The sequence below is a fragment of the Paraburkholderia dipogonis genome (assembly GCF_042680985.1).
In the GTDB taxonomy this organism is placed as follows: domain Bacteria; phylum Pseudomonadota; class Gammaproteobacteria; order Burkholderiales; family Burkholderiaceae; genus Paraburkholderia; species Paraburkholderia phytofirmans.
Map to the genome: position 1 here is coordinate 183536 of NZ_JBHUFR010000034.1, position 25936 is coordinate 209471.

Consider the following 25936-nt stretch of genomic DNA (forward strand, 5'->3'; position numbering starts at 1 on the left):
AAGGAGATACATATGTCCGCTGTCTCATCCGTACCCGCCGCCGACAGCGCCACGGCGCTCGCCCACTTCAGCGCGTCGCTGTCGTTCGAAACCGACTGCGCCGACGTCCATGCGGCGTTCGCGAGCGACGACCCGCGTTCAGTCGATTTCATCCTGCTCGACGTGCGCGGTCCGCAGCATTTCTCGCGCGGCCATGTGCCAGGCGCGGTGAATCTCATGCACGGCAAGATCGTGGCGTCGAAGCTCGCCACCTATCCGCCCGATACGCTCTTCGTCACCTATTGCGCGGGCCCTCATTGCAACGGAGCGACCCGCGCCGCAATCAGGCTCGCCCAGCTCGGCCGCCCCGTGAAGATAATGATCGGCGGCATTACGGGCTGGCTCGACGAGGGTTTCCAGTTGGCCAGCGTCGATGAGACGTTGCCTCGGCACGATCCGCCTGCTCTCGATTGACTTTTCGTTGTCGTAGTCTTTGCTTTCGGTCGTGCAGGCGCATCAGGCGGCTTGATCGTGGCATCGTGCGCCACGCCGGACGAGTGCGGCGGGATCATCGATCTCCGGTAACATCACGCCATGCACAATCATCTTGTCGTCGCACTCGCTTATGACCGGCTCTGCACCTTCGAATTCGGCTGTGTAACCGAACTGTTCGCGCTCGAGCGCCCTGAACTCGGCGTGGACTGGTATCGCTTCGCGGTCTGCGCAAGCGAGCCGGGGCCGATCCGGGCGGCGGGCGGCATCACGCTGGCCGCGCCTTACACGCTTAAGCTGCTGGAACGCGCCGACACGATCGTCATTCCCGGCTGGCGCGATGCCGACGAAATGCCGCCCGAACCGCTCCTGAAGAAAATCCGCGCCGCCTACGCGCGCGGCGCGCGCCTCTGTTCGATCTGCTCCGGCGTGTTCGTGCTCGCGGCGGCGGGCGTGCTCGACGGCAAGGCCGTTACGACCCACTGGCGCTATGCCGACACATTGCAGCAGCGCTATCCGCAATTGCGCGTGCAACCGGACGCGCTGTATGTCGACGAAGGGCAGATCATCACCTCGGCGGGTTCGGCGGCGGGGCTCGACATGCTGCTGCATCTGGTGCGGCGCGATCACGGCAGCGCCGTGGCGAACCGGGTCGCGCAGCGGCTCGTGGTGCCGCCGCATCGCGAGGGCGGCCAGGCGCAGTTCGTGCCGCGTCCCATGTCGCAGGACGACAGCGGCCGTCTGTCCAGACTGATGGATTGGGTGCGCGGTCATCCCGCTTTGCCGCATACGTTGCGCTCGCTCGCCGAGCGGGCGGCGATGAGCCCGCGCACCCTGCAGCGGCAGTTTCACGATGCCACCGGCATGGCGCCTTATGAATGGCTTGTGCGCGAACGCGTGGCTGTTGCGCGCGATCTGCTCGAAGCGCAGGCGCCGCTGCCCATGACGCGCGTCGCGGAACTGGCGGGCTTCGGTTCCGAGGAATCGTTGCGGCGGCACTTCCGGCGCATTGCATTGACGAGTCCGGGTGCGTACCGCAAGCGGTTCGGCGCGCGCGAAACGGCCTAGGGCGCAGGACGCGCACGACGCGCAAGCACTGTCGAAGGTCAATACCATGAGCGGGCGTCGACATGCCGCGCTGTGGTCTACTGTCGAACAGTTGGCCACCGCGCCGCGCGGCCTGCGCCCTCGGTCGCGGCAATGCGCAACTTGCCTGCATTCAAAGGAAACTCATGCTCGATATTGCCAAGACGATCGCCAGCTTTAACGCCGGTCGCGATCCCGAACGGCTCGCGATGAAATACCAAGCCATGCGCACGTCGCCGTTCGTGTTTTTGCGCGGCACGTGTCACCTGTTTTACGAGCGCCTGCCGCGCGACAAGGTGTTCGACGACGCGCCGCCGGTGTGGATCTGCGGCGACATGCATCTGGAAAATTTCGGCAGCTACAAGGGCGACAACCGGCTCATCTACTTCGACAACAACGACTTCGACGAAGCCTGCCTCGCGCCGAATTTGTACGAACTGGTGCGTCTGTTGACGAGCGTGCTGGTCGGCGCGAGCGATCTCAAGCTGAGCCGCGCGCAGGCGCTGGGGCTGTGCCACACCGCACTGGAAAAGTATGGCGCGGCGCTGGCGCATGGCAAGGCGCGCTGGATCGAAGCGGAAACCGCGACCGGCATGGTGCGCGATCTGTTCGTCGCGCTTGCAAGCCGCACGCGGGCGGCGCATCTGGACCGGCGCACGGTGCTCAAAGGCAAGACCCGCATGCTGAAAGTGGACGGCAAGAAAGCGCTGGCGGTCAGCGACGCGCAGCGTGCCGCCGTCACGCAGTTCATGCAGAAGTTCGCCGCGGGCGAGCCCAATCCTGACTTCTTCCGCATTCTCGACGTGGCGCGCCGCATTGCCGGCACGGGGAGCCTCGGCGTGGATCGCTACGTGATTCTCGTCGAAGGCAAAGGCTCGCCTGACGGCAACTATCTGATCGATCTGAAAGAGGCGCTACCTTCTTCCGTGACACCGCACGTGAGCACGCCGCAGCCGGCGTGGCAGACGGAAGCGCAACGCGTCGTCGAAATTCAGCGGCGCAATCAGGCGGTCTCGCAGGCGTTCCTGCATGCGGTCGAATTCAATCAGCGTTCGTATGTGCTGCGCAGCCTGCAACCTTCGGAAGATCGGGTGGCCTTGAGCGACTGGGACGGCAAGCTGCCGCGTCTCGAAGCGGTGGTCAGCAGCATGGCCGAGTTGAGTGCGTGGGCGCATCTGCGCAGCGGCGGGCGGCAGAAGTCGTCGATCGCCGACGATCTGATCGCGTTCGGCAATCGCCAGGACTGGCAAGTACCGTTGGTGGGAATCGCGACGCAGTGCGAAGCGCAGGTGGCGGCGGACTGGAAAACCTACTGCGATGCCTATGACAACGGTGCGTTCAATCTGAGCGCGAAGCCATGAGATCGCGTCGCGTCGGCGGCGCCTGAGAGGGCGTCGGCCACGCGTGCAACGCATGCGCGCCGCCTCTCGCCAAGGCTGTCGTAATGCCCGGCGCATCACCGTGCCGGGCGTGCCAGGCATCGCTCCAGACAAACCCTGATTGCTGCGTCGAATCCGCCGCTGCTATCGTTCGCAGGTCCTGTGGAAGCGCTTCCACCCAGCTTTCAGGCATGGGTGTTCTAGCTTCCGCCGTACCCGGTTCAACGACCTCAGCGAGGAATCCGTGGCAAACGACGCATCCGTTGTATCCGACGCTCTGTCTCCCCGTTCCCCATCACTCGCCGATCCTTTCACGCCGCCCGCGGATTCGTCGCTGTGGCGCAAGAACTTTCTGCTCGGCGCGGCTACCGCTTCGTATCAGATCGAAGGCGCGGTGAACGAAGACGGCCGCCTGCCCTCGATCTGGGACACGTTCTCGGCGAAGCCCGGCAAGGTGCTGGCCGGCGACACCGGCGCGGTGGCCTGCGATCACTATCATCGCTGGGAAGCCGACGTCGATCTGCTAACCGGCCTCGGCCTCGAAGCCTACCGGCTCTCGATCGCCTGGCCGCGCGTGATGGACGCGGCCGGCGCGCCGAACCGCAAAGGACTCGACTTCTACAAGCGCCTGCTGGCGCGGCTGAAAGAGAAGGGCATCGCGACCTTCGTCACGCTGTATCACTGGGACTTGCCGCAGCATCTGGAAGATCGCGGCGGCTGGCTCAATCGCGATACCGCCTACCGTTTCGCCGATTACGCCGACCTGATGAGCCGCGAACTGGCCGGCGGCGTCGACGCATGGATGACGCTCAACGAGCCGTGGTGCTCGGCCTATCTCGGCTACGGCAACGGCCACCACGCGCCGGGACTCGCCGACGCGCGCTACGCCACGCAGGCCATGCATCATCTGCTGCTGGCGCACGGTCTCGCGGTGCCGGTGTTGCGCGCCAACGATCCGGCGTCGCAAGTCGGCATCGTCGCCAACATTGGACGCGGCACGGCCAACAGCGAGAGCGCCGCCGATCAACGCGCTGCGCATCTGTTCGAGGTGCAGCACAACGCGTGGATTCTCGATCCGCTGCTCAAGGGCAGCTACCCGCCGGATCTGTTCGAGTTGTGGCCGGGGACCGAGCCGCTGGTGCTCGACGGCGACATGCAAACCATTGCCGCGCCGCTGGACTTTCTCGGCATCAACTATTATTTCCGCACGAATGTCGCGAGCGACGGCGCGCATGGTTTCACGGATGTGCCGCTCGAAGGCGTCGAGCGCACGCAGATGGGTTGGGAAGTGTATCCGGACGGCCTGCGCGATCTGCTGACCGGTTTCAAGGCCACGTACGCGAACCTGCCGCCGATCTACATCACCGAAAACGGCATGGCCTCGGACGACAAGGTGATCGACGGCCAGGTGGAGGACAGCCAGCGCATCGCGTTCCTCAAACGCCATCTCGCCGCGGTCGATCAGGCGATCAAGGCAGGCGTTGAGATTCGCGGCTATTTTCTCTGGTCGCTGATGGACAACTTCGAGTGGGCCTTCGGATACGAGCGGCGCTTTGGTATCGTGCATGTCGATTACGCGACTCAGAAACGCACGATCAAACGCAGCGCGAATCTGGTGTCGAAATTCCTGAAGGAGCGCAAGGCACGCACTGAATAGCAGGTGAAAGCTGGTTTGTATGTCGACTTGAAACACGGGCGCCAGGGCTTGGCGCAAGTTGGTTGCATGATCGAGAGGAGACGGAATGAACAGCAAAAAACGGGTCTTGCGAGGCGTGGTTGCGGCACTGGCGTTGTATGGCGTCGTCGCGCAGGCGGAGCCCTTGAAGGCCAACGTGATTCACTGGTGGACCTCGGGCGGCGAGTCGGCCGCGATTCGCCAGTTTGCCGATGCGTATAACAAGGCCGGCGGGCAGTGGGTCGACAACGCGGTGGCGGGCGCCGATCAGGCGCGCTCCACGGCGATCAACCGGATCGTGGGCGGAGATCCACCCACGGCTGCGCAGTTCAATACCTCCAAGCAGTTTCACGACCTGATCGATCAGGGCCTGCTCAACAATGTCGACGATGTCGCCGCGAAAGAGAACTGGAACGGCGTGTTCCCGCAGTCGATTCTCGACAGCATCAAGGTGAAGGGACATTACTACGCCGCGCCCGTCGATATTCATATGCCGGCGTGGTTCTTCTACTCGAAGCCGGTGTTCCAGAAAGCGGGCATCGCCGGCGAGCCGAAAAGCTATGACGAGTTCATCGCCGATCTCGGCAAGCTGAAATCCGCGGGCGTGATTCCGCTCGCGCTCGGCGGCCAGCCCTGGCAGGAGAAAATCACCTTCGACGCGGTGCTGGCGGACGTGGGCGGCCCCGATCTCTACATGAAGGTGTACCGCGACCGCGACATGAACGCCGTGAATTCGGACGCGTTCAAGAAAGTGCTGGCCTCGTTCAAACGCCTGCACGATTTCGTCGATCCGGGTTCGCCGGGCCGCAACTGGAACGACGCCACGGCGCTCGTGATTTCCGGCAAGGCGGGCGTGCAGATCATGGGCGACTGGGCCAAGGGCGAATTCTCGGCGGCCAATCAGAGCGCGGGCAAGGACTTCGGCTGCTTCCCGGGTTTCGGTCCGCATTCGCCGTATCTGGTCGCGGGCGACGTGTTCGTGTTCCCGAAAACAGACAATCCCACTACGATCAAGGCGCAGAATCTGCTTGCCACGGTGATGACCTCGCCGGCCGCGCAAGTCGCATTCAGCGCGAAGAAAGGCTCGATTCCGATTCGTCCCGACGTGGACGGCAGCAGTCTCGACATCTGCGCGAAGGAGGGCATTGCGATCATGAAGGACAAGTCGCGTCAGTTGCCGAATCCTGAAATGCTGCTCTCGCCTGACACGCAGGGCGCGTTGATCGACGTCGTCACCAACTTCTGGAACAAGAACCAGTCGGTCGACGACGCGCAGAAAGCGTTCGCCAGTGCGTTGAAGAGCTAGGTGCGCGGCATGCACGCGCTCAAGCTGCCGGCCGGAGGGTCGTCCAGGGCTCATCAGACGCGGCTGAAAAAGCCGCTCAAGAAGCGTTTCCCGATCGCGGCGTGGCTGGCGCTGCTGCCGATGGTCCTGACCGTCGTCTTCGCCTATCTCGGCACGATGGTCTGGACCGCGCGCGTGTCGCTTAGCAATTCGCGCACGTTTCCGTCCGGCGATTTCGCGGGCTTCACGCAATACGCGCGGCTCTTCAATAACGACCGCTGGCTTTTGTCGTTGCAGAACATCGTGATCTACGGCGCGTGCTTTATCGTGGCGTGCATGGTGATCGGTTTGCTGCTGGCGATTTTCATCGATCAGCGCGTGGTCGCCGAAGGCGCGTTGCGCACGGTGTTTCTCTATCCGTATGCAATGTCGTTCGTGGCGACGGGGCTCGTCTGGCAGTGGATCCTGAACCCGGAACTGGGCGCGCAGGCCGTACTGCACAAGCTCGGTTTCGCACACGCGCGTTTCGACTGGATCGTCGATCAGGACTGGGTGATTTACACCATCGTGATCGCGACGGTGTGGCAGGCCTCGGGTCTGGTGATGGCGTTGTTGCTGGCGGGCCTGCGCGGTATCGACGACGAGTTGTGGAAAGCCGCGCGCATCGACGGCATTCCGCGTTGGCGGGTCTACGTCAGCATCGTCGTGCCGATGCTGGGACCGTCCATCTCCACCGCTTTCGTGCTGCTGTTCGTGATGGTCGTGAAGCTCTACGACGCGGTGGTCGCGATGACGCAAGGCGGCCCCGGCACGGCGAGCGAAGTGCCGGCGAAGTTCATCATGGACTATCTGTTCGGCCGCGCCAATATCGGGCTCGCTTCGGCGGCGTCGATCGTGTTGCTGGCCACCGTGCTGGCGATTCTCGCGCCGTTCTTCTATGCCCGCAGCCGCGCGGCCCTGCGTAAGGAGGTGTGATGAACACGCTCAGCCCGCCGTTGAAAGGCGGCACGCCGCCGAGCCGCGCGCGGCCGCGTCGCCGCCGTACGGCGTTCACCCCGGCGCGCCTCGGCGTCTACGCGTTCCTGCTCACCGCGGCGCTGTTCTTCCTGCTGCCGCTCTACGTGATGCTCGTCACCTCGGTCAAGCCGATGAGCGAGATCCGCCTCGGTAATCTGCTGGCATTTCCCACGCATTTCACGCTCAGCGCGTGGAGCGCCGCGTGGCAGTCAGCCTGTACCGGGCTCGATTGCAACGGCATTCAGGTCGGTTTCTGGAACTCGGTGCGCATCGTCGTGCCGAGCACGATTCTGTCGATCGCGATCGGCGCGGTGAACGGCTACGCGTTGTCGTTCTGGCGGCCGCGTGGCGCCGGCCTGCTGTTCGGCGTCCTGCTGATGGGCGCGTTCATTCCCGTGCAGGTGATGGTCTATCCGCTCGTACGCGTGCTGGCGAGCGTGCATCTGTTCAGCTCGCTGCCGGGCATCGTGGTGATTCACACCATCTTCGGCATGCCGGTGATGACGCTGCTGTTCCGCAACTACTACGTGTCGATTCCGCAGGAGCTGTTCAAGGCGGCGCGCATCGACGGCGGCGGCTTCTGGCGTATCTTCGTGCAACTGATGCTGCCCATGTCCACGCCGATCATCGTGGTGGCCGTCATCATGCAGGTCACGGGCATCTGGAACGACTTCATTCTCGGCCTCGTGTTCGCCGGCACCAAAAATCTGCCGATGACGGTGCAGCTGAACAACATCATCAATACGACGACCGGCGAGCGCCTCTATAACGTCAATATGGCGGCGACCATTCTGACCTCCATGGTGCCGCTCGCGGTGTACTTCGTTTCGGGCCGCTGGTTCGTGCGCGGCATTGCATCCGGCGCCGTCAAGGGATAGGGCGATGACAAACGTGGCTAATATGGCGAACGCGGCGGAAATGGCGGAAATGGCGGGCGTGGCGGGTGTGGCGGGCAGTCCCGATGCGGCGGACGCCGCGGGCCTCACGAATCCGGCCAACGTGGCCGTGCGTAATCTGACGATTCAACTCGGCGCGAACACGGTGATCGAGAATCTCGATCTCGACGTGCAAGCCGGCGAATTCGTCGTGCTGCTCGGCCCGTCCGGCTGCGGCAAATCCACCTTGCTGCACAGCATTGCCGGCTTGATCGACGTGACTGACGGCAGCATCGAGATTGCCGGCGAAGACATGACCTGGGCCGATCCGAAAGACCGGCGCATCGCGCTGGTGTTCCAGTCGTACGCGCTGTATCCGACCATGAGCGTGGAGCGCAACCTGTCGTTTGCCTTGCGCATCAACGGTACGGCGAAAGCGGAAATCGCGCGGCGCGTGGCGCGGGCCTCCGAGATGCTGCAACTCGGGCCGCTGCTCAAGCGCAAACCGGCGCAGCTCTCGGGCGGACAACGGCAGCGGGTGGCGATCGGCCGCGCAATCGTGCGCGAGGCCGACGTGTTCCTGTTCGACGAGCCGCTCTCGAATCTCGACGCCAAATTGCGTACCGAACTGCGCCGCGAACTGAAGCAACTGCACCAGCGTTTGGGCGCGACGATGATCTACGTCACGCACGATCAGGTCGAGGCCATGACGCTTGCCACGCGCATGGCGGTGATGCGCGGCGGCGTGATCCAGCAGTTCGGCACGCCCGCCGAAGTTTACGCGCGCCCCGACAACCTGTTCGTCGCGACGTTTCTCGGCACGCCCGCGATGAACCTGCTCAAGGGCACGCTCGAAACACGCGACGGCGCGCTTAGCTTCTGCACCAGGCATTGGCGGCTCGACGTGTCGGCGTACCCGTTCAGGGGCACGCCGGCGAACGGCTTGCCGTGCGTGCTCGGCGTGCGGGCCGAAGACGTGCGGCTCGCCGAGGGAGCGAGCGAACACGCAAAAGTTTCGCTAGTGGAGCCGATGGGCAACCACCGCGTCATCTGGCTCGACTATCATGGAGTGCAGGTCGCATCGATCGACCAGACGAAGACGCCGTTGGCGATAGGGGACACCGCGGCGTTTTCGTTCGACAGTACCCATGTCTCTCTGTTCGACGACGCGGGCGGCGCGCGTTTATAGCGCCGGCACGCGGCGTCACTGACACTACAACATGCTTGACGGAGATCCGCGTGGCAACACTCAAAGATGTCGCGGCACTGGCCGGCGTGGGCATGTCGACCGCGTCGCGCGCCATTTCTGGTAAAGGACCCATCTCAGCCGATGCCGCCGCCCGCGTGAAAGCGGCCATCGAACAGTTGAACTTTCGTCCGTCTTCCATCGGCCGGGCCATGGCCACGCAGTCGCTGGGCATGGTCGGCATTTTCGTGCCGACGTTCTTCGGCTCCTACTACGGCACGATCCTCAAGCAGACCGACGAAGAACTGCGCGCGGTGCGCCGTCACGTGGTGGTGGCGACCGGCTGCGGAGAGGTCTCGCCGCGCGAGCAGGCGATCGAGGCGGTGCGCTTTCTGATAGGCCGCGATTGCGACGGCGTAGTGGTGATCAGCCACGATCTGCACGACGAAGACCTGATCATGCTGCACAAGATGCACCCGAAAATGGTGTTTCTGAACCGCGCGTTCAATCAGTTGCCGGAGGCGTCGTTTTGCGCCGACCACCACCGTGGCGGCGAACTGGCGGCGCGCACGCTGCTCGATCACGGGCATCGCGAGATCGTGGTGATTTCGGGGCCTTTCACTTCTTCGGACAACCAGATGCGCCTGGACGGCTTCTTCGCCGAACTGCTGCGCGAGGGCATTGCGCGCGACGACGTCACGCTGATCGAATCGGACTTCTCACCGGAAGGCGGCTACGTCGCCGCGCAAAAGCTGCTCGGCACGAAGCGCCGTTTCACGGGCCTGTTCTGCGCGAACGATACGATGGCGGTGAGTGCGCTGGCCTGTTTTCACCAGGCGGGCATCTCTGTGCCCGGCGAAGTCTCTGTGATCGGTTACGACGACGATTATTCGGCCGCGTATGCCGCGCCCGGACTCACCTCGGTGCATATTCCGACTGCGGAATTGACGCAGAATGCCGTGCGCTGGCTGGTCAATCAGTGCTACCGGACCACATGGGAGATCTTCCGCGAGTTTCCGGTGAGCGTGACGATGCGTGAGTCGGTGGGGCCGGCGCAGGGTGCGATAAAGGCGGCGCGGTTGAGCAGCACGTCGTAGCTGCTTTTCGTGCGGGAAGGCAGCGAGGCGCAGGCTGCCCCCGCCGCTCGCGCGTGCAGGTTCAGGTGCCGCTGCGCAGCGACTGCTCGTAGCGCAGGCGCGCTTCTTCGTCGAGCCGCGTATCTTCCAGTTCCTGAAGCACGGCTTCGAGATCGATCGGCGTGGTATCCAAGGCGACGCGGCCGGTCAACGCGGCGTCGACATGCAATGCGCCCGCTTCGTACAGCGACCAGATTTCCTTGCCGTAACGGGTCTCCAGTAACGCCGGTGCGAAGCGGCCGAAATACGTGGCGAGGTTGTCGACGTCGCGCTCGAGCATGGCGGGCGCTTCGAGATTGCCGGCGGCATCCACGGCCTGCGGCAGGTCGATGATGACCGGGCCGTCGGCGGCAAGCAGGATGTTGTATTCGGACAGGTCGCCGTGAATCATGCCGGCGCATAGCATGCGCACCACTTCGTTCACCAGCCGCGCATGCAGTTCGAGTGCGCGTTCCTCCGTCATCTCGACATCGTTCAGACGCGGCGCGACGTTACCGTCGGCGTCGGTCACCAACTCCATCAGCAATACGCCGTCGGTGCAGATGAAAGGTTGCGGCACGCGCACGCCCGCGTTAGCGAGCTGAAACAGCGCGTCGACTTCGGCGTTTTGCCAGGCTTGTTCCTGAACTTCGCGGCCATAGCGGCTGCCTTTTTCCATCGCGCGTTGCTGGCGGCTGTTCTTGACCTTGCGGCCTTCGCGGTAGGACGCGGCCTGACGGAAACTGCGCTGCTTCGCGTCCTTGTAGACTTTCGCGCAGCGCGTGGCGTCGCCGCTGCGCACCACGTAGACCGTGGCTTCCTTGCCGCTCATCAATTGGCAGATGACTTCGTCGATCAGGCCTTCTTCGACAAGTGGGAGCAGACGTTTCGGAGTTTTCATGCGACCGCCGAAGAGCGGTGGGAAGCGCGGCGGGGATAAGCGGCCGGCTGCGAGGGCAGGTGATGCGGGATTCGGGTCATGCGGGATTATACGGGGAGAGCGCCTAGAGCATAGAAACAGCCATGATCCGGGCGCTGAACTCGAACGCTGCTTGCCCGATGATTTCAATGCGCTTTCGAATCGCTAGAACCGTCCATCTAATTGCCGGGCGATGAAGAGGCGAGTCGATGTGCCGGTCGGAATGGAGCATGAACTCGCAAGCGTTTGCGCAATGCGTTGGCCGTTGAACATACGGCTCGCCAGAATTAATGCCGTATTTTCTGCTTATTTCTCGACGCGACCGGCTGCGGACTCACGCGAGATTGTTGTAGCTACCAACACAGTCTTTTGCTGTTTTCCCCCATTCAATTCGCATGCCGATCGCGTAGACTCGCCGGTAACAAGATGTTACGGGGTGCAAGATGTTGGCCGTGTTCTTCATTGCCTGCCCGATCTGTATCGCCGCGTTGTTTGGTTTCGCGCGGCACGTCGATCCGGTGACAGGACAGTTCAAGCGTTGAGGCAGTCAGCCGGGTGTTGTCCGCAGCGCCAACCGAGCGTGCGTGCTGCGGTGTTCGCTTTTCTTGAGCCGATCTCGCTTCAGGTCTTGCCTTTAAGTGCCGAATCGCGGCACGATGCGCGATAAACCTGGATTAGGGCAGTATCGCGTATGCGAGATTTTCTGGCGGCTATCACGGCGCGCGTCAGCGTGCTGAAGGGCGTCCTTCCTCTGAACCGTGCCGCGGCGGCGCGCGATGCGTTGGCCGGTGTGCAACTTGCGTCGATGGATATTCCGCAGGTGCTCGGCTACGCGCGTATTGCCGGCATGCCGGCTGTGACGGGCCTGTACACGGTCTTTCTGCCGCTGATCGCCTTTGCGTTTTTCGGCGCTTCGCGGCATCTGGTCGTGGCCGCCGACTCCGCGACCGCCACCATCTTCGCGAGCCGGCTTGCCACCATGGCGCCGGCCTCCAGCGCGGAATATGCCGCACTCGCCGCAATGGTCGCCTTGCTGACCGCTGCCTTGCTGTTCATCGCGCGGATTTTCAAGCTGGGCTTTCTCGCCGATTTTCTGTCGCGTACCGTGCTGGTCGGATTTCTTGCCGGCGTGGGCGTGCAGGTCGGCATTGCGATGCTCGGCGACATGTTCGGCTTGCCCGGACACGCCGCGCGCAGCGTCGATCAGCTCATGCTGGTGGTGCGCGAAGCCGCCCAGATCAATCAGCCGACGCTCGCCATTTCGCTGCTGGTGGTCGTCGCCATTCTGACGTGCAAGCGCTTTCTGCCACGCGTGCCGGTGCCGTTGATCGCGGTCGTGGCGGGCATCGCCGCGAGCGATCTCTATCGCTTTCCGGCTCACGGCATCGCCGTGCTCGGCCCGGTAGCGGGTGGGTTGCCGCCACTGCGCGTGCCGTCGGTCACATGGCAGCAGATGCTCGATCTGCTGCCCGTGGCGGCGTCCTGCTTCGTGATGATCGTCGCGCAGAGCGCTGCCGCGAGCCGCGTGTTCGCCGAGCGTCATCACGAAGCCGTCGATACCAACGCCGACTTGCTGGGCATCGCCGCGGCCAACGCGGCGGCGGCGTTTTCAGGCGCCTTCGTGGTGAACGGCAGCCCGACGCAAACCGCCATGGCCGATCTCGCCGGCACGCGCAGCCAGTTCGCGCAGTTGGTCTTCGCGGCGGTGGTGGTGGCGGTGCTGCTGTTTTTCAGCCGCTTTTTGCAGTATCTGCCGCACTGCATTCTGGCCAGCATCGTGTTTACGATCGCCATCGGCCTGATCAATCTGAAGACCTTGTTTGCGATCCGCCGCGAGAGTCCCGGCGAATTCGCGCTGGCCGTGTTCACCGCGGCGGCGGTGGTGCTGATCGGCGTCGAGCACGGCATTCTGGTGGCGGTGGCGCTCTCGCTGCTGCGTCACGTGCGCCACAGCTACCGTCCGCATACGATGATTCTCGCCCCCGGCGACGACGGCGTCTGGGTGCCGGTGCCCGCCGTGCCCGGCATCCAGACCGCGCCGGGCATGATCGTCTACCGCTTCGGCGCCGATCTGTTTTACGCGAACGACCACTTTTTCGTCGACGATACGCGGCGCCTGATCGACCTCGCCCCGAGCAAGGTGCGCTGCTTCGTGATCGACGCAAGCGCGATCACCGACATCGACTATTCGGCTTCCCGCTCCGTCGGCGAGTTGTGCCAGACGCTGAAAAGCGAAGGCATCGAGGTCCTGTTCGCGCGCGTGAATCGCTATTTGCGTTCGGATATGGACCGGCACGGCATCACGCCGATCGTCGGGGAAGGTTGCATTTTCGACACGTTGCACGAAGCGCTGCGCACGGCGGGTGTGGAGAAGCCCGACCGGCATGTGAAAGAGGCTACGTAAGCGCGGTTTTTTGCATGGGCAGCGCGACGCGCAGCTTTTGGCGTGGCGCTTATTCGTCAGCGAAGAAATAGCCGATGAAGAAACACCCACCCGCGATAACAGCGCCCAGCACCGCCACCGTATAAGCGAGCGCCGTACCGTGCCACAGCCCGTCGAACCACTGATGAAGCTGCGCCATCAGCACCGCCGCATTGCCGCCAATACGCTGCAATTCGATCTGATAGCGCGGATCGGCCACGCTATACATGGAGACGGCGCTGTCCGGCGGCGGTGTGGTCGCATAAATGATCACGGCCAGAATCACGCCGGTCACGAACGCCGTGACGCCCGCGAGGTACAGCCGCTTCTGCCATGGCGAGTGCCGTGCTGCCGGATTCGCTTCGTTGCCGCCGCTCATCGTATTCGTCTGTCCGCTTCGATTGTCACGGCGACAGTATCGCAGAGCGGCGGCCGTCTCCCGACGCGCTCAGTTTTTCGAAGTCAGCAGCTTGATGCCGGCAATGCCGAACATGATCGCGAGCGACCCGTCCAGCCAGCGCCTGATCGACGCGTAGATGCGCCGTGCGGAAGCGGTCGAAAACAGCACCGCATAGCTGCTGAACACCGATACGCCGATGCACATGCAGCCGAGCACCACCGGCGCGGTATGCGAGGTGCCACCGGCCGGCGACATGGCCAGCGAGACGATCGACAGCCACACCAGAATCGCTTTCGGATTGGTGAGATGCAGCAGCAGGCCGCGCAGATAGAGACGCTTGAGTGGTTCGTCGTCGCGCGCCGTGCCCGTGGGCAACGCCTTGGGACGGAACGCGGAGCGCGCCGATTTAAAGCCGAGCCACAGCAGATACAAGCCGCCGGCAATCTTGATCGCCACCAGACATTCCGAGTAAGTGGCGAGTACCGCCGACAAACCCAGCGACGCCAGCAGCGCCCAGAAGAACGAACCCGACACCACGCCGAGCGCGAAGGTCAACGCGGAACGGCGGCCCGAGCTCATCGCCAGTGACATGATCGCGAGATTGCTCGGCCCGGGGCTCGCCGTACCGACGAAGTAGGCGCTGTAGGCGATCAGGACATCGGCGGTGAGGAAGGTGCTGGCGATCATGGGCTGGACCTCGGCGGCGGGCAGGGCGTGCGGCTCAGAGCGCACGCGGATAAGGGGCGCGAGACGTCGCGCGAACGCAGATTTTGCGCGTGGGCGGAAGAATCCCACAGATACAGTTCGTTGCTCCGGCAACAGCACAATCGCGCGGACGCGGCGGCGCAGGCTCACGCACCGGCTGCCATGCCGATGCAATCCGCGAGCGCGCCCGCCACCGCCTGGCGGCTATGCCGCGGACGCTGCACGAGCCCGATCTCCCGTTGAAACGTCGATTCACCGAGTTCAAGCGCAACGACGCCGGCCGGCCATTTGCCGAGCCCTGCGCTATTCGGAAGCAGCGCCACGCCGATGCCACGCGCGACCAGTTGCACGATGCCTTGCAACTCGTCGAGCTCGATCACGTCGCGTACATTGACCCGCGAGCGCCGCAGAAACCGGTCGACCAGCCTGCCGCCGAACGAGGTGCGGTCGTAGCGGATAAATGGCTCGCTGCGCAGGAGTTCGCGCCAGGACCGCGCCGCGCCTTTGCCGCGCACGAGCGGCTTGGGCACGAGCAGCACGAACGGCTCGGTGACGAGCGTGCGCCATTCGAGTTCGGACGGCAGCGCGAACGGCGGTTTGATGATGACGGCCAGATCCAGCTCACCGGAATCCACTTGCCCGAGCAAGCCCAGCGACACGCCCGGCACGACCCGAATGCGCCAGCCGGGGCGGTCGTCGCGAAAGCGCGCGAGTGCGTCGGCGAGAAACGACACTTGCGCGGATGCAATCGCGCCGACTCGCAGCATGCCGCTTTCCGCCGCGACCGCGCCACGTTCGGAGAGCCGCGCGTAGAGCGTCATCATTTCTTCGGCGAGCGCGAGCGTTTCGCGGCCGGCGTCGTTGAGCGAGGCGGAACGGCCGGTGCGGTCGAATAGCGCGAAGCCCAGCTCTTCTTCGAGCCGCTGCATCTGCGCGCTCACGGCGGATTGCGTCAGGCCGATGCGCGCGCCGGCGCCCGAAAACGTGCCGTATTGGCTGACGGCGATAAAAGTCTTGAGTTCGCTCAGCATGTTCCATTGATCGAATTTGGTGATGGTGAGGTCAAATATATATCGTTTTTCACCATTTTTAGTCATGGTTAAACTTTGCCTCACGCGTGCGGCCCTTTAAGCGTCGGCACGTTCAACCCAATTTCAATCAGCGAGTTTCCCCATCATGAGCGTTGCCGATACCGTCTTGCCGCCGTTCCATCTGGCGTTCCCTGTTCATAGCCTTGCCGCCGCGCGCGAGTTTTACGGCGAATTGCTCGGCTGTCCGGAAGGGCGCAGCTCGGACGCGTGGGTCGATTTCAATTTCTACGGCCATCAGATCGTCGCGCACCTCGCGCCGGAGGAAATCGGCCACCGTCACACCAGCAAGGTCGACGGTGACGCCGTGCCGGTCCGCCACTTCGGCGCGGTGCTCTCCATGGCGCAATGGCAGGCCGCCGCGGACAAGCTGCAGGCGGCCGGTATCGACTTCATCATCGAGCCGCACGTGCGTTTCAAGGGTGAAGTGGGCGAACAGGCAACCATGTTCTTCCTGGATCCGTCGGGCAACGCGCTGGAATTCAAGGCGTTTGCGGATATGTCGGCGTTGTTTGCGAAGTAGAGCCGTTGTCGATCTGGCAAGTTGACAGCGATCGACCAGGTTTTGAATGCGCGTGAAGTATTTGCTGCGCGCAAAACAATTCATGCGATGTTTCGCGACGCGCTCGCGTGACATCGCGTGACGTCGCGTTAAAGCAGCACCTCAATTTCGGCTATCTTCCCTCATCAAACGTTTGCTTCGCGGCAAACTCCCTCGCAGTTCGAACCTCGTTCTTCCTTGCATTAACCTTCCTGACAATTCCGCCATTTTGGCGCCATGCAGGTGTTGGTGCTAGCGATCTAGCATAAGCGCTGATTCACCCATCCCTTACCTGCATTCATTCGGGCGCGTTTCATGTGGATCGTCAACGTTGCGCTTAAACGGCCATACACGTTCATCGTGATGGCCATTCTGATCTTGCTGGCGACGCCATTCGTGCTGTTCACCACGCCGGTCGACGTGCTGCCGGAAATCAATATTCCGGTTGTCAGCATCATCTGGACCTATACGGGCTTGTCGGCCGAAGACATGGCCAACCGCATTACCTCGGTCAACGAGCGCAGTCTGACCACCACGGTCAACGACATCGAGCACATCGAATCGCAATCGCTCGCGGGCATCACGATCCTGAAGGTGTTCCTGCAGCCGAATGCGAACATCCAGACCGCGATCGCGCAGACGGTGGCGGTCGAACAGGCGCAGCTCAAGCAGATGCCGCCGGGCGCCACGCCGCCGCTGGTGATCAGCTATTCGGCGTCCAGTATTCCGGTGATCCAGCTCGGCCTGTCGAGCCCGAAGCTCTCCGAACAGGCGCTCAACGATACGGCGCTGAACTTCCTGCGTCCGCAACTCGTGACGATTCCCGGCGCGGCCGTGCCGTATCCGTACGGCGGCAAGTCGCGGCTGATCTCGGTCGACCTGAACACGCGCGCGTTGCTGGCCAAAGGTCTCACGCCCTCCGATGTGGTCAGCGCGTTCAACGCGCAAAACCTGATCTTGCCCACCGGCACGGCAAAGATCGGCGCGAAGGAATACACGATCAACATGAACGGCTCGCCCCCCACGCTGGAAGGGCTCAACGATATTCCGGTGCGCACGCTCAACGGCGCGACCACGTATCTGCGTGAAGTCGCGCACGTGCGCGACGGCTTCTCGCCGCAGACCAACATCGTGCGGCAGGACGGCCATCGCGGCGTGCTGATGTCGGTGCTCAAGAACGGCAGTGCGTCGACGCTCTCCATCGTCAATACGCTGAAGGGGCTGCTGCCGAACGCGCAGGCCGCATTGCCGCCCGATCTGAAGATCACCGCGTTGTTCGACCAGTCGGTGTTCGTGAAAGCGGCGGTGCAGGGCGTGGTGCGCGAGGCGCTGGTGGCCGCCGCGCTGACCGCCGCGATGATCCTGCTTTTTCTCGGCAACTGGCGCAGCACCTGCATCATCGCGATCTCGATTCCGCTGTCGATCCTGTCCTCGCTGATCGCGTTGCACGCGCTCGGGCAGACCATCAACATCATGACGCTCGGCGGTCTCGCGCTGGCGGTTGGGATTCTGGTGGACGACGCGACGGTGACGATCGAGAACATCGAACGGCATCTGCATATGGGCACGAATCTGCACGACGCGATTCTCGACGGCGCGGGTGAAATCGCGATTCCCGCGCTGGTGTCGACACTATGTATCTGTATCGTGTTCGTGCCGATGTTCTTCCTGACCGGCGTGGCGCGTTACCTGTTCGTGCCGCTCGCCGAAGCCGTGGTGTTCGCGATGCTGGCTTCGTACATTCTCTCGCGTACGCTGGTGCCGACCCTCGCGATGCTGCTGATGGGTCACGCGCACAAGCCGAAGCCGGGCGCGAAGCCGAATCTGTTCATGCGCCTCTATCACCGCTTCGATCGTGGCTTCGAGCGCATGCGCGCCGGCTACATCATGATTCTGAGCAGCTTGCTGGTGCGTCGCGGCAGGTTCGGCAGCGTGTTCCTCGGCTTTTGCATCGTGTCGATGGGCCTGATTTTCGTGCTCGGTGAAGACTTTTTCCCGAGCGTCGACGCCGGCGACATTCGCCTGCATATGCGTGCGCCGACCGGCACCCGCATCGAGGAAACCGCGCGTCTTGCGGACCAGGTCGAAAACGTGATTCGCGAGGTCGTGCCGCACAAAGAGCTCGGCACGATTCTCGACAACCTCGGTTTGCCCTATAGCGGCATCAACCTTTCGTACAGCAACGCGGGCACGATCGGCACGCTCGACGGCGAAATCCAGGTGGCGCTCAACGAAGACCACAAGCCGACGCAAATCTACATGGACAAACTGCGCGCGCTCCTGCCGCAGCGTTTTCCGGGCGTCGAGTTTTTCTTTCAGCCGGCCGACATCGTCACGCAGATTCTCAACTTCGGCCTGCCTGCCGCCGTGGACGTGCAGATTTCCGGCGCGAATCAGGAAGGCAACTTCGACGTTGCGCGCAAGCTGCTGAAACAGGTGCGCATGATTCCCGGCACGGTGGACACGCACATCCAGCAGAAACTGGACGAACCGGCGATCAATCTCCAGATGGACCGCACGCGGCTCCAGCAACTCAATCTGAGCGCGAGCAACGTCGCGCAAAACGTGCTCATTTCGTTGTCGGGCAGTTCGCAAACCTCGCCGGGCTTCTGGTTCAACAATCGCAACGGCGTGGAATACAGCGTAGCGGTGCAAACGCCGCAGTATCAGGTGTCGTCGATCGATGAACTGTTGCGCACGCCGGTCTCCGGCGCGGCCAACGGCCCGACGCAATTGCTCGGCAACCTGGTGCGGGTTTCGCCGAAGAGCCAGTTCGCGGAAGTGACGCACTACAACATCAGGCCGGTGATCGATCTGTATGTGAGCGTCGAGAAGCGCGATCTGGGCAGTGTGGCGAATCAGGTCGACAAGCTGGTGGACAACGTGCGGGCGTCGCTGCCGCGCGGCAGCCAGATTACCGTGCGCGGCCAGGTGCAGACCATGCGCAGTTCGTTCTTCGGTTTAGGTCTCGGCGTGGCGATGGCGATCGTGCTGGTGTATCTGTTGATCGTGGTGAATTTCCAGTCGTGGGTCGATCCGCTGATTATCGTCAGCGCGTTGCCCGCGGCGCTGGCGGGGATTGTGTGGATGCTGTTCCTGACCGGCACGCACCTGAGCGTGCCCGCCTTGACCGGCGCGATCATGACGATGGGCGTGGCCACCGCCAACAGTATTCTGATGGTGTCGTTCGCGCGTCAGCGTCTGTCCGCAGGCGCGCCGCCGCTGACCGCCGCGCTCGAAGCCGGCGCGAGCCGGATCAGGCCGGTGCTGATGACGGCCTTCGCGATGATCATCGGCATGATTCCGATGGCGCTGGGTCTCGGCGAAGGCGCCGAGCAAAATGCGCCGCTCGGCCGCGCGGTGATCGGCGGCCTGCTGTTCGCCACCGTGTCCACACTGTTTTTCGTGCCGCTGGTGTTCGCGGCGATTCACTCCCGCCTCGCGCGCCGCCACCACAGCGATGGTGACAATGGTGACGACGGCGGCGCGAATCACACGGATTCCCGCGGCGACGGCCCCGCGCCCGAGCACGGCAGTGCTGGCAAGCCCGCGTAAAGTTAAATGACGGCTGACTGAGATGGCTCACTGAGATGACCGAAAAAACACATGCATCGCTAGCGATTCCCGCGCGAGAGACGGAAGGCGGCCACGCCTTGCCGCCGCGCCATCAGGAATGGAAACGCGCCAAAATCGCCATGTGGATCGTGCTGGCGCTGCTGGCCCTCGGGGCCTTGCGCACCGTGATCGCCAACATCGTGCAGAACCGTTCGGTGGCGCAGACCACCAAGCAGAACGCCACGCAGTATGTGAATGTGGTGAGTCCGACCCAGACCGAAGGCGGCGGCAACACCTTGCTGCCGGGTACGCTGCGCGGCTTCGTCGAATCGCCGATCTACGCGCGCTCCACCGGTTATCTGCTGCACTGGTACGCGGACATCGGCACGCGCGTGAAGCAGGGCCAGCTGCTCGCCGATCTCGACACGCCGGAGATCGACCAGGAACTCGCGCAGGCTTTGGCGCAGCGCCAGCAAACCAGTTCGAGCCTCGGCCTTGCGAAGAGCTCGCTGGAGCGTTGGCAGCAATTGCGTCAGCGCGATGCGGTCTCGCAGCAGGAACTCGACGAACGGCAAAGCACCTACTCGCAGGACGTGGCCAATCTCGCCGCCGCCGATGCCAATGTCAAGCGCCTGCAACAGCTCGAATCGTTCAAGCGCATCGTCGCGCCGTTCGCGGGCGTGGTCACGCAACGCAACGTGGATGTCGGCGACCTGATCGATGCGGGCAGCGGCACCAGCCGTGCGCTTTTCGCGCTCGCGCAGTCGGACCCGCTGCGCGTCTATGTGCAGTTGCCGCAGGCGTACGCGCAAAACGTGTCGGTGGGACAGAAGGTGGTGGTGACGCAGGCCGAACTGCCGGGCCAGCAATTCCACGGCACGATCACGCACATCTCCGGCGCGATCGACGTGCCCACCCGTTCGCTGCAGGTCGAAGTGACACTGCCGAATCCGGACAACAAACTGCGGCCGGGCGCGTACGTCCAGGTCGCGGTGCCGGCCGTGGCGCACGCGCAATTGACGGTGCCGGGTAACGCGCTGCTGTTTCGCGCCGAAGGCCCGCGCGTCGCGGTGGTCGATGCGAAGGGCAACGTGCAGTTGCGCAAGATCGTGATCGCGCAGGACCTCGGCCAATCGCTCGAAATCGAAAGCGGCATCGAGCCGAGCGACAGGATCATCATCAACCCTAGCGATTCGATCGCGGACGGCGATCACGTGCAGGTCCAGCAGCCGCAAGCCAACGGCAAGGGGGCGTCGTGAAGCACGTGGCCACATGCCGCGCGTTGACGACGCTCGCAGGTGCGGCGCTGCTCGCCGCGTGCACGGTCGGGCCGAATTACGAAAGGCCGCAGGCCGAAGTGCCGCCCACCTGGCAAACCGATTCGTACTGGCGCGTGGCCGTGCCATCGCATGCGCCGATCTCGCCGGACTGGTGGAACGCGTTCAGCGATCCGACGCTCGCCACGCTGGAAACGCAGGCGCTCGCGCAGAATCAGACGCTGGTAGCGGCCAGCGCGCACTACGAGCAGGCGCGGGCGACGCTCGCAAACGACCGCGCGCAGCAGATTCCCGAAGTCGATCTCGCGGCGCAGGGATCGCGCTTCCGGATTTCGCAGAACCGTCCGCGAACGAACTACGGCACGCCTACGACGTCGACCGTGCAAAACAATGTGCAGCTCGGCCCCACCATCAGCTACGACACCGATCTATTCGGCCGGATACGTCGCGAGGTGGAGGGCGCGGCGGCTTCCGCGCAGCAATCGGCGGATGATCTCGCCAACGCGCGGCTCGTGCTCACCACGGATCTCGCCAGCGACTATTTCTCGCTGCGTGAGCTCGACGCCGAGATCGACGTGCTGAATCAGTCGGTCAAACTGCAGCAGAAAGCGCTCGACTACGTCACCACGGAACACGATCTCGGTTCGGTGTCCGGCCTCGACGTGTTGCAGCAGAAGTCGCTGCTCGACTCGACGCGCGTGCAGGCGCAACTGCTGCTGAATCAGCGCGCGCAGTTCGAACATGCGATCGCCGCTTTGGTCGGCGTGCCCGCGCCGCAGTTTTCGATCGAGCCGAAGGTGCTCGCGGTGCAGGTTCCGTCGATTCCGCTTGGCGTGCCCAGCGACGTGTTGCAACGGCGGCCGGATGTCGCTTCGGCGGAACGCGCGATGGCCGCGGCGAATGCGCAGATCGGCGTCGCCAAGGCGGCGTTTTTCCCGAGTCTCACGCTGGCGCCGAGCATCGGTTGGGAAAGCACGCAATTCGCCAGTCTGCTGAGCGCGCCGACGCTGATGTGGACGCTCGGCGCGGCGGTCGGTCAGGTGTTGTTCGACGGCGGCCGCCGGGCGGCCAACGTGAAATTCGCGAGCGAAGGCTACAAGGCCACCGAGGCTAACTATCGCCAGACCGTGCTCACCGCGTTCCAGGAGGTGCAGGACGGCATCACCGGACTCTCCGTGCTGGACGGCGCGGCGAAGCAGTCGAGCGAGGCCGTCACCGATGCGCGGCATCTGCTCGCGCTCGCCAACGACCGCTATTCGGGCGGCCTCGTCGCTTACCTCGACGTGATCACCGCGCAGCAGTCGCTGCTCACCAGCGAGCGCCAGGACGTGCAGATTCACGGTCAGCAAATGACGCTGTCGGTCTCGCTCGTGAAGGCGCTCGGCGGCGGATGGGACGTCGGCGCGGACATGTCGAATACGCCCGCGGGCGTGCAGCCCAACGACGCTAAGGAGGCGATGGCTCCCGCGCGGTGAGCTGGCAGATCATGAAGCAGCAGGGCAGCAACAGGGGCAGCAGAGGAAGCACGCGGCGGTGCGCAAGACGATTGCAAGGCGTTTCGTATAATGCACATACAAGGGGACGCGCATGAAATTGCTGATTGTTGAAGACGAGCACAAGGTGGTGGACTACCTGCGCTCCGGTTTGACAGAGCAGGGCTGGGTCGTCGACGTCGCGCTTGACGGCGAGGAGGGCATGCATCTGGCCACCGAATTCGATTACGACGTGATCGTCCTCGACGTGATGCTGCCCAAGCGCGACGGCTTCAGCGTGCTGAAAGCGCTGCGTATGCGCAAGTCCACGCCGGTCATCATGCTCACCGCGCGCGATCACGTGAACGATCGCGTGCGCGGTCTGCGCGAAGGCGCGGACGACTACCTCACCAAACCCTTTTCGTTTCTCGAACTGGTCGAGCGCTTGCATGCTTTGGCGCGCCGCACGCGTTCGCAGGAGTCGACGCTGATTTCCGTCGGCGATCTGTTCGTCGATCTGATCGGCCGGCGCGCGACCCGCGACGGCGTGCGTCTCGATCTCACCGCCAAGGAATTCCAGCTGCTCAGCGTGCTGGCGCGCCGGCAAGGCGACATTCTGTCGAAGACCGCGATTACCGAACTCGTCTGGGACGTCAACTTCGACAGTCATACCAACGTGGTCGAGACCGCGATCAAACGATTGCGCGCCAAGCTCGACGGCCCGTTCCCCTCGAAACTGCTGCATACCGTGCGCGGCATGGGGTACGTGCTCGAAGTGCGCGAAGAGGCGGAGCAGTCATGAACCGCTCGATTGCCCGGCGCCTCGCATTGATGTTCGCGTTCGTCGCGCTGTTCGTGTTCACGCTGGTCGGCACGGGGCTTTTTCTGGTGCTGCGCACGCAGCTCGAACACCATCTGCGCGAGTCGCTCGACGACCGCACGCAGATCGCGCGCATCATCGTGTATCACGCCGTGACGCCGGAGAAGTGGCGCATGGCGCGCGAAAAGCTCACCGACATGACACCGCACGACGGCAGCACGGTGTATGCGGTGTCGAGCGCCGATCCGTATTTTCATTACGGCACACCGGTCGGCGGCTCGGTGGTCACGAGCTGGGCGGGTGGTTATTCGCGCGTGACGCCGGCCGGCGGCGGTCAGGACATGCTGACCTCCACGGCGACGATCCCGGCTTACGGCGCGCGTCCTGCGGTGCAATTGCAGGTGGCCGCCAGCTATTCGCCCAATGTGCGCACCATGCGCGTGTTCGGCCTGGCGCTGGCCGCATTGTCGGCGCTCGGCAGTCTCGCCGTGTTGTTGCTCAGCTATTCGGTGACGCGGCTCGGCCTCGCGCCGCTCACGCGCCTCACGCGCGACGCTTCCGCCGTGAGTCCAAACAACCGCTCGCAGCGTTTGAATACGGCCTCGCTGCCGCTCGAACTGAACGACCTGGCCAACTCCTTCAATGGTGCATTGGAGCGCCTCGACGGCGCGTATGGCCGCCTCGAATCGTTCAACGCGGACGTGGCCCACGAACTGCGCACGCCGGTGACGATTCTGATCGGCCAGACAGAAGTCGCGTTGACACGTAATCGCTCGGTCGACGATCTGCGCCATACGTTGCAATCGAACCTCGAAGAGTATGAGCGCATGCGGGCGATCATCAACGACATGTTGTTCCTCGCTCGCGCCGATCAGGGCGAACGTGCGACGGGCCTCGTCGACGTATCGCTGGCCGCGGAAGTCGCGCATACGCTGGAGTTTCTGGAGATACCGCTCGAAGAAGCGCGGGTGCGTGCGCAATTGCGCGGCGACGCCATGGCGCGCGTGAACCGCTCGCTGTTCGGCCGCGCCTGTACGAATCTATTGATGAACGCTATCCAGCATTGCGAGCCGGACGCGGAGATCAGCGTGACGATCGTGAGTGACGAGGACCAGGTGCGCGTCGCGGTGGCCAATCCCGGTGAGCCGATCTCGCCGGATGTGCTCGAACATCTGTTCGACCGGTTCTATCGCGCGGAAGTCTCGCGCACGAATAGCCGCGAAAACCACGGCCTGGGTCTTGCGATCGTGAAGGCGATCGCGGAGATGCATCGCGGCAGCGTGTCGGCGCAAAGCGCGCACGGCATCAACACCTTTGTGTTTTCGGTCGCGGCGGTTTCGCCGATCGAAGCCGGCGTGCCGGCAGCGCGCTCGAACCCGAATGCGGCTGCTGACGCAAGCGGTTATTCGTCGCTGGCGAAGAGCAAGTCGGCCTGAACCGGCAGACGCCGCAGCAGCCGGCACGTGCACTAAAAATCCAGCGTGAACTGAGCCGGCGCGTCGCTCTCAGTCGCCCCCGGACGTTGAAGGTTACCCGCCTTGACGCCCAGCAGCCTGATGGATTTAACCAGGTCGACCCGTTTCAGACACTGGGTGGCCGCATGACGCAGCGCCTTGGCGTCCGCAACCGGTTCCGGGAGCGTGACGTCGCGCGTTACTGTCTGAAAATCGTTGAAGCGAAGCTTGATCCCGATCCTGCGCGCGAGATAGCCTTTACGCTGCAAATCCAGCGCCACCTGTTCGCATAAACGGGTGAAGGCGGTGCCGAGTTCCTGCCTGTGTCGCACGGCGTGCAGGTCTTGCTCGAAAGTGGTTTCCCGGCTCATCGAGACAGGCTCGCTATGAGTCACCACGGGCCTGTCATCGAGCCCATGGGAAACTCTGCGAAGCCATGACCCATAGCTGCGTCCGAACTGTTCGATCAGCCATTGCTCGCTGCATGCGGCAATTTCGCCGATGGTCGTTATGCCTAGAGACGTGAGCTTGGCGTTGGCCTTCGGCCCAATACCGTTGATTTTTTTGGCAGCCATCGGCCAGATCCTGGCTTGCAAATCTTCAAGCCGCAAAATCGTGATTCCGTCTGGCTTTTGTATGTCCGAACACAGTTTTGCCAAGAGCTTATTGGGTGCAATGCCAACCGAACAGGTGAGATTGGTCGCCTCGAAGACGGCCGATTTCAGCTTCCGTGCGATTTGCTCCGATTCGTCGTTCAGGAGCGACAGGTCGGCGTAGACCTCGTCGATTCCCACGTCCTCGATTGTCGGACTGACGGACCGGATTGCGTCCTTGAACAGTCGCGAGTACGTTCGATAGAGATCGAAATTCACCGGAAGCAGGATGGCATCCGGCGCCAGCCGGGCCGCCTGCATCGTAGGCATGCCGGAATGAACGCCGAAGGCCCGTGCTTCGTAGGTTGCGGTCGTCAGGACGCCTCTGCCCGCATAGTCGCGTAACCGCGCGAATTCACGCGTACCGTCCGCGTTGATTCGGGGCGCGTCGGAACGCCGGCCGGCAACCACCATGGCTTGGCCCCGCAGTTCTGGATACTGCGAAAGTTCACAGGACGCAAAGAATGCGTCCATGTCGATGTGGGCTATGCGCCTGTCATCTGGCATGCCTTGATACTCAAAAATAGCGCTTATCGGAGCC

At 63.4% G+C, this 25936-nt stretch carries 21 protein-coding genes; 16 read left to right on the forward strand and 5 right to left on the reverse strand.

Going from position 1 to position 25936, the window contains the following annotated elements; translation table 11 throughout:
- Positions 1–12 precede the first annotated feature (12 nt).
- The 9 genes from ACFSNN_RS36245 (at position 13) to ACFSNN_RS36285 (ending at position 10071) form a co-directional block, all read left to right on the forward strand.
- Positions 13–453 (forward strand): rhodanese-like domain-containing protein, encoded by a 441-nt coding sequence (locus tag ACFSNN_RS36245; RefSeq protein WP_134463712.1) that lies wholly within the window; start codon positions 13–15, stop codon positions 451–453.
- A gap of 120 nt (positions 454–573) precedes the next feature.
- Positions 574–1539: a transcriptional regulator FtrA gene (gene ftrA / locus ACFSNN_RS36250; protein ID WP_134463714.1), complete on the forward strand. Its 966-nt coding sequence runs from the start codon at positions 574–576 to the stop codon at positions 1537–1539.
- Positions 1540–1703: 164 nt separating this feature from the next.
- A complete protein-coding gene (locus ACFSNN_RS36255; RefSeq protein ID WP_134463716.1) occupies positions 1704–2918 on the forward strand; it encodes a DUF2252 domain-containing protein in 1215 nt (404 codons plus the stop codon).
- 262 nt (positions 2919–3180) lie between these two features.
- Complete coding sequence (locus tag ACFSNN_RS36260; protein WP_134463718.1) at positions 3181–4593, forward strand: GH1 family beta-glucosidase; 1413 nt, start codon at positions 3181–3183, stop codon at positions 4591–4593.
- An 85-nt stretch (positions 4594–4678) separates the two neighbouring features.
- Positions 4679–5917, forward strand: a complete 1239-nt coding sequence (locus ACFSNN_RS36265) for an ABC transporter substrate-binding protein (RefSeq protein WP_134463720.1) — start codon at positions 4679–4681, stop codon at positions 5915–5917.
- A 9-nt stretch (positions 5918–5926) separates the two neighbouring features.
- Positions 5927–6871, forward strand: coding sequence for a carbohydrate ABC transporter permease (locus tag ACFSNN_RS36270; protein ID WP_134463722.1), 945 nt, complete (start codon positions 5927–5929; stop codon positions 6869–6871).
- Complete coding sequence (locus ACFSNN_RS36275; protein WP_134463724.1) at positions 6871–7791, forward strand: carbohydrate ABC transporter permease; 921 nt, start codon at positions 6871–6873, stop codon at positions 7789–7791. Before ACFSNN_RS36270 ends, ACFSNN_RS36275 begins: the two co-directional genes overlap by 1 nt.
- A 4-nt stretch (positions 7792–7795) precedes the next feature.
- Positions 7796–8977, forward strand: a complete 1182-nt coding sequence (locus ACFSNN_RS36280) for an ABC transporter ATP-binding protein (RefSeq protein ID WP_377765247.1) — start codon at positions 7796–7798, stop codon at positions 8975–8977.
- Positions 8978–9027: 50 nt separating this feature from the next.
- Complete coding sequence (locus tag ACFSNN_RS36285; RefSeq protein ID WP_134463726.1) at positions 9028–10071, forward strand: LacI family DNA-binding transcriptional regulator; 1044 nt, start codon at positions 9028–9030, stop codon at positions 10069–10071.
- 61 nt (positions 10072–10132) lie between these two features.
- On the opposite strand, the gene ACFSNN_RS36290 is transcribed toward ACFSNN_RS36285, so the two are convergent.
- Positions 10133–10990: a PA4780 family RIO1-like protein kinase gene (locus tag ACFSNN_RS36290; protein WP_134463728.1), complete on the reverse strand. Its 858-nt coding sequence runs from the start codon at positions 10988–10990 to the stop codon at positions 10133–10135.
- Between the two features lie 709 nt (positions 10991–11699).
- On the opposite strand from ACFSNN_RS36290, the gene ACFSNN_RS36295 reads away from it, so the two are divergent.
- Entirely contained in the window at positions 11700–13412 is a 1713-nt protein-coding gene (locus tag ACFSNN_RS36295; protein ID WP_134463730.1) for a SulP family inorganic anion transporter, read from the forward strand.
- Positions 13413–13461: 49 nt separating this feature from the next.
- Here the strand turns inward: ACFSNN_RS36295 and ACFSNN_RS36300 are convergent, their stop codons facing one another.
- The 3 genes from ACFSNN_RS36300 to ACFSNN_RS36310 form a co-directional block, all read right to left on the reverse strand.
- Entirely contained in the window at positions 13462–13809 is a 348-nt protein-coding gene (locus ACFSNN_RS36300; RefSeq protein ID WP_134463732.1) for a hypothetical protein, read from the reverse strand.
- Between the two features lie 69 nt (positions 13810–13878).
- Complete coding sequence (locus tag ACFSNN_RS36305; RefSeq protein WP_134463734.1) at positions 13879–14517, reverse strand: LysE family translocator; 639 nt, start codon at positions 14515–14517, stop codon at positions 13879–13881.
- 164 nt (positions 14518–14681) lie between these two features.
- Positions 14682–15566, reverse strand: a complete 885-nt coding sequence (locus ACFSNN_RS36310) for a LysR family transcriptional regulator (protein WP_134465592.1) — start codon at positions 15564–15566, stop codon at positions 14682–14684.
- A gap of 145 nt (positions 15567–15711) precedes the next feature.
- Between ACFSNN_RS36310 and ACFSNN_RS36315 the strand changes: the two genes are divergently transcribed.
- The 6 genes from ACFSNN_RS36315 (at position 15712) to ACFSNN_RS36340 (ending at position 24724) form a co-directional block, all read left to right on the forward strand.
- A complete protein-coding gene (locus ACFSNN_RS36315; RefSeq protein ID WP_012427720.1) occupies positions 15712–16146 on the forward strand; it encodes a VOC family protein in 435 nt (144 codons plus the stop codon).
- A 333-nt stretch (positions 16147–16479) separates the two neighbouring features.
- Positions 16480–19719, forward strand: a complete 3240-nt coding sequence (locus ACFSNN_RS36320) for an efflux RND transporter permease subunit (RefSeq protein WP_134463736.1) — start codon at positions 16480–16482, stop codon at positions 19717–19719.
- Between the two features lie 35 nt (positions 19720–19754).
- Positions 19755–20978, forward strand: a complete 1224-nt coding sequence (locus ACFSNN_RS36325) for an efflux RND transporter periplasmic adaptor subunit (protein ID WP_134463738.1) — start codon at positions 19755–19757, stop codon at positions 20976–20978.
- Positions 20975–22471 (forward strand): efflux transporter outer membrane subunit, encoded by a 1497-nt coding sequence (locus ACFSNN_RS36330; RefSeq protein WP_134463740.1) that lies wholly within the window; start codon positions 20975–20977, stop codon positions 22469–22471. The genes ACFSNN_RS36325 and ACFSNN_RS36330 overlap by 4 nt, the downstream gene beginning before the upstream one ends.
- 112 nt (positions 22472–22583) lie before the next feature.
- The gene (locus tag ACFSNN_RS36335) at positions 22584–23270 is read left to right on the forward strand and encodes a heavy metal response regulator transcription factor (protein WP_007176723.1); all 687 of its coding nucleotides are present in this window, start codon (positions 22584–22586) and stop codon (positions 23268–23270) included.
- Complete coding sequence (locus tag ACFSNN_RS36340; protein WP_134463742.1) at positions 23267–24724, forward strand: heavy metal sensor histidine kinase; 1458 nt, start codon at positions 23267–23269, stop codon at positions 24722–24724. The genes ACFSNN_RS36335 and ACFSNN_RS36340 overlap by 4 nt, the downstream gene beginning before the upstream one ends.
- Before the next feature lie 32 nt (positions 24725–24756).
- Here ACFSNN_RS36340 and dinB read toward each other — a convergent pair whose 3' ends face one another.
- On the reverse strand, positions 24757–25902 hold the full coding sequence (dinB, locus tag ACFSNN_RS36345) for a DNA polymerase IV (RefSeq protein ID WP_134465593.1): 1146 nt from the start codon (positions 25900–25902) through the stop codon (positions 24757–24759).
- Between the last annotated feature and the right edge of the window lie 34 nt (positions 25903–25936).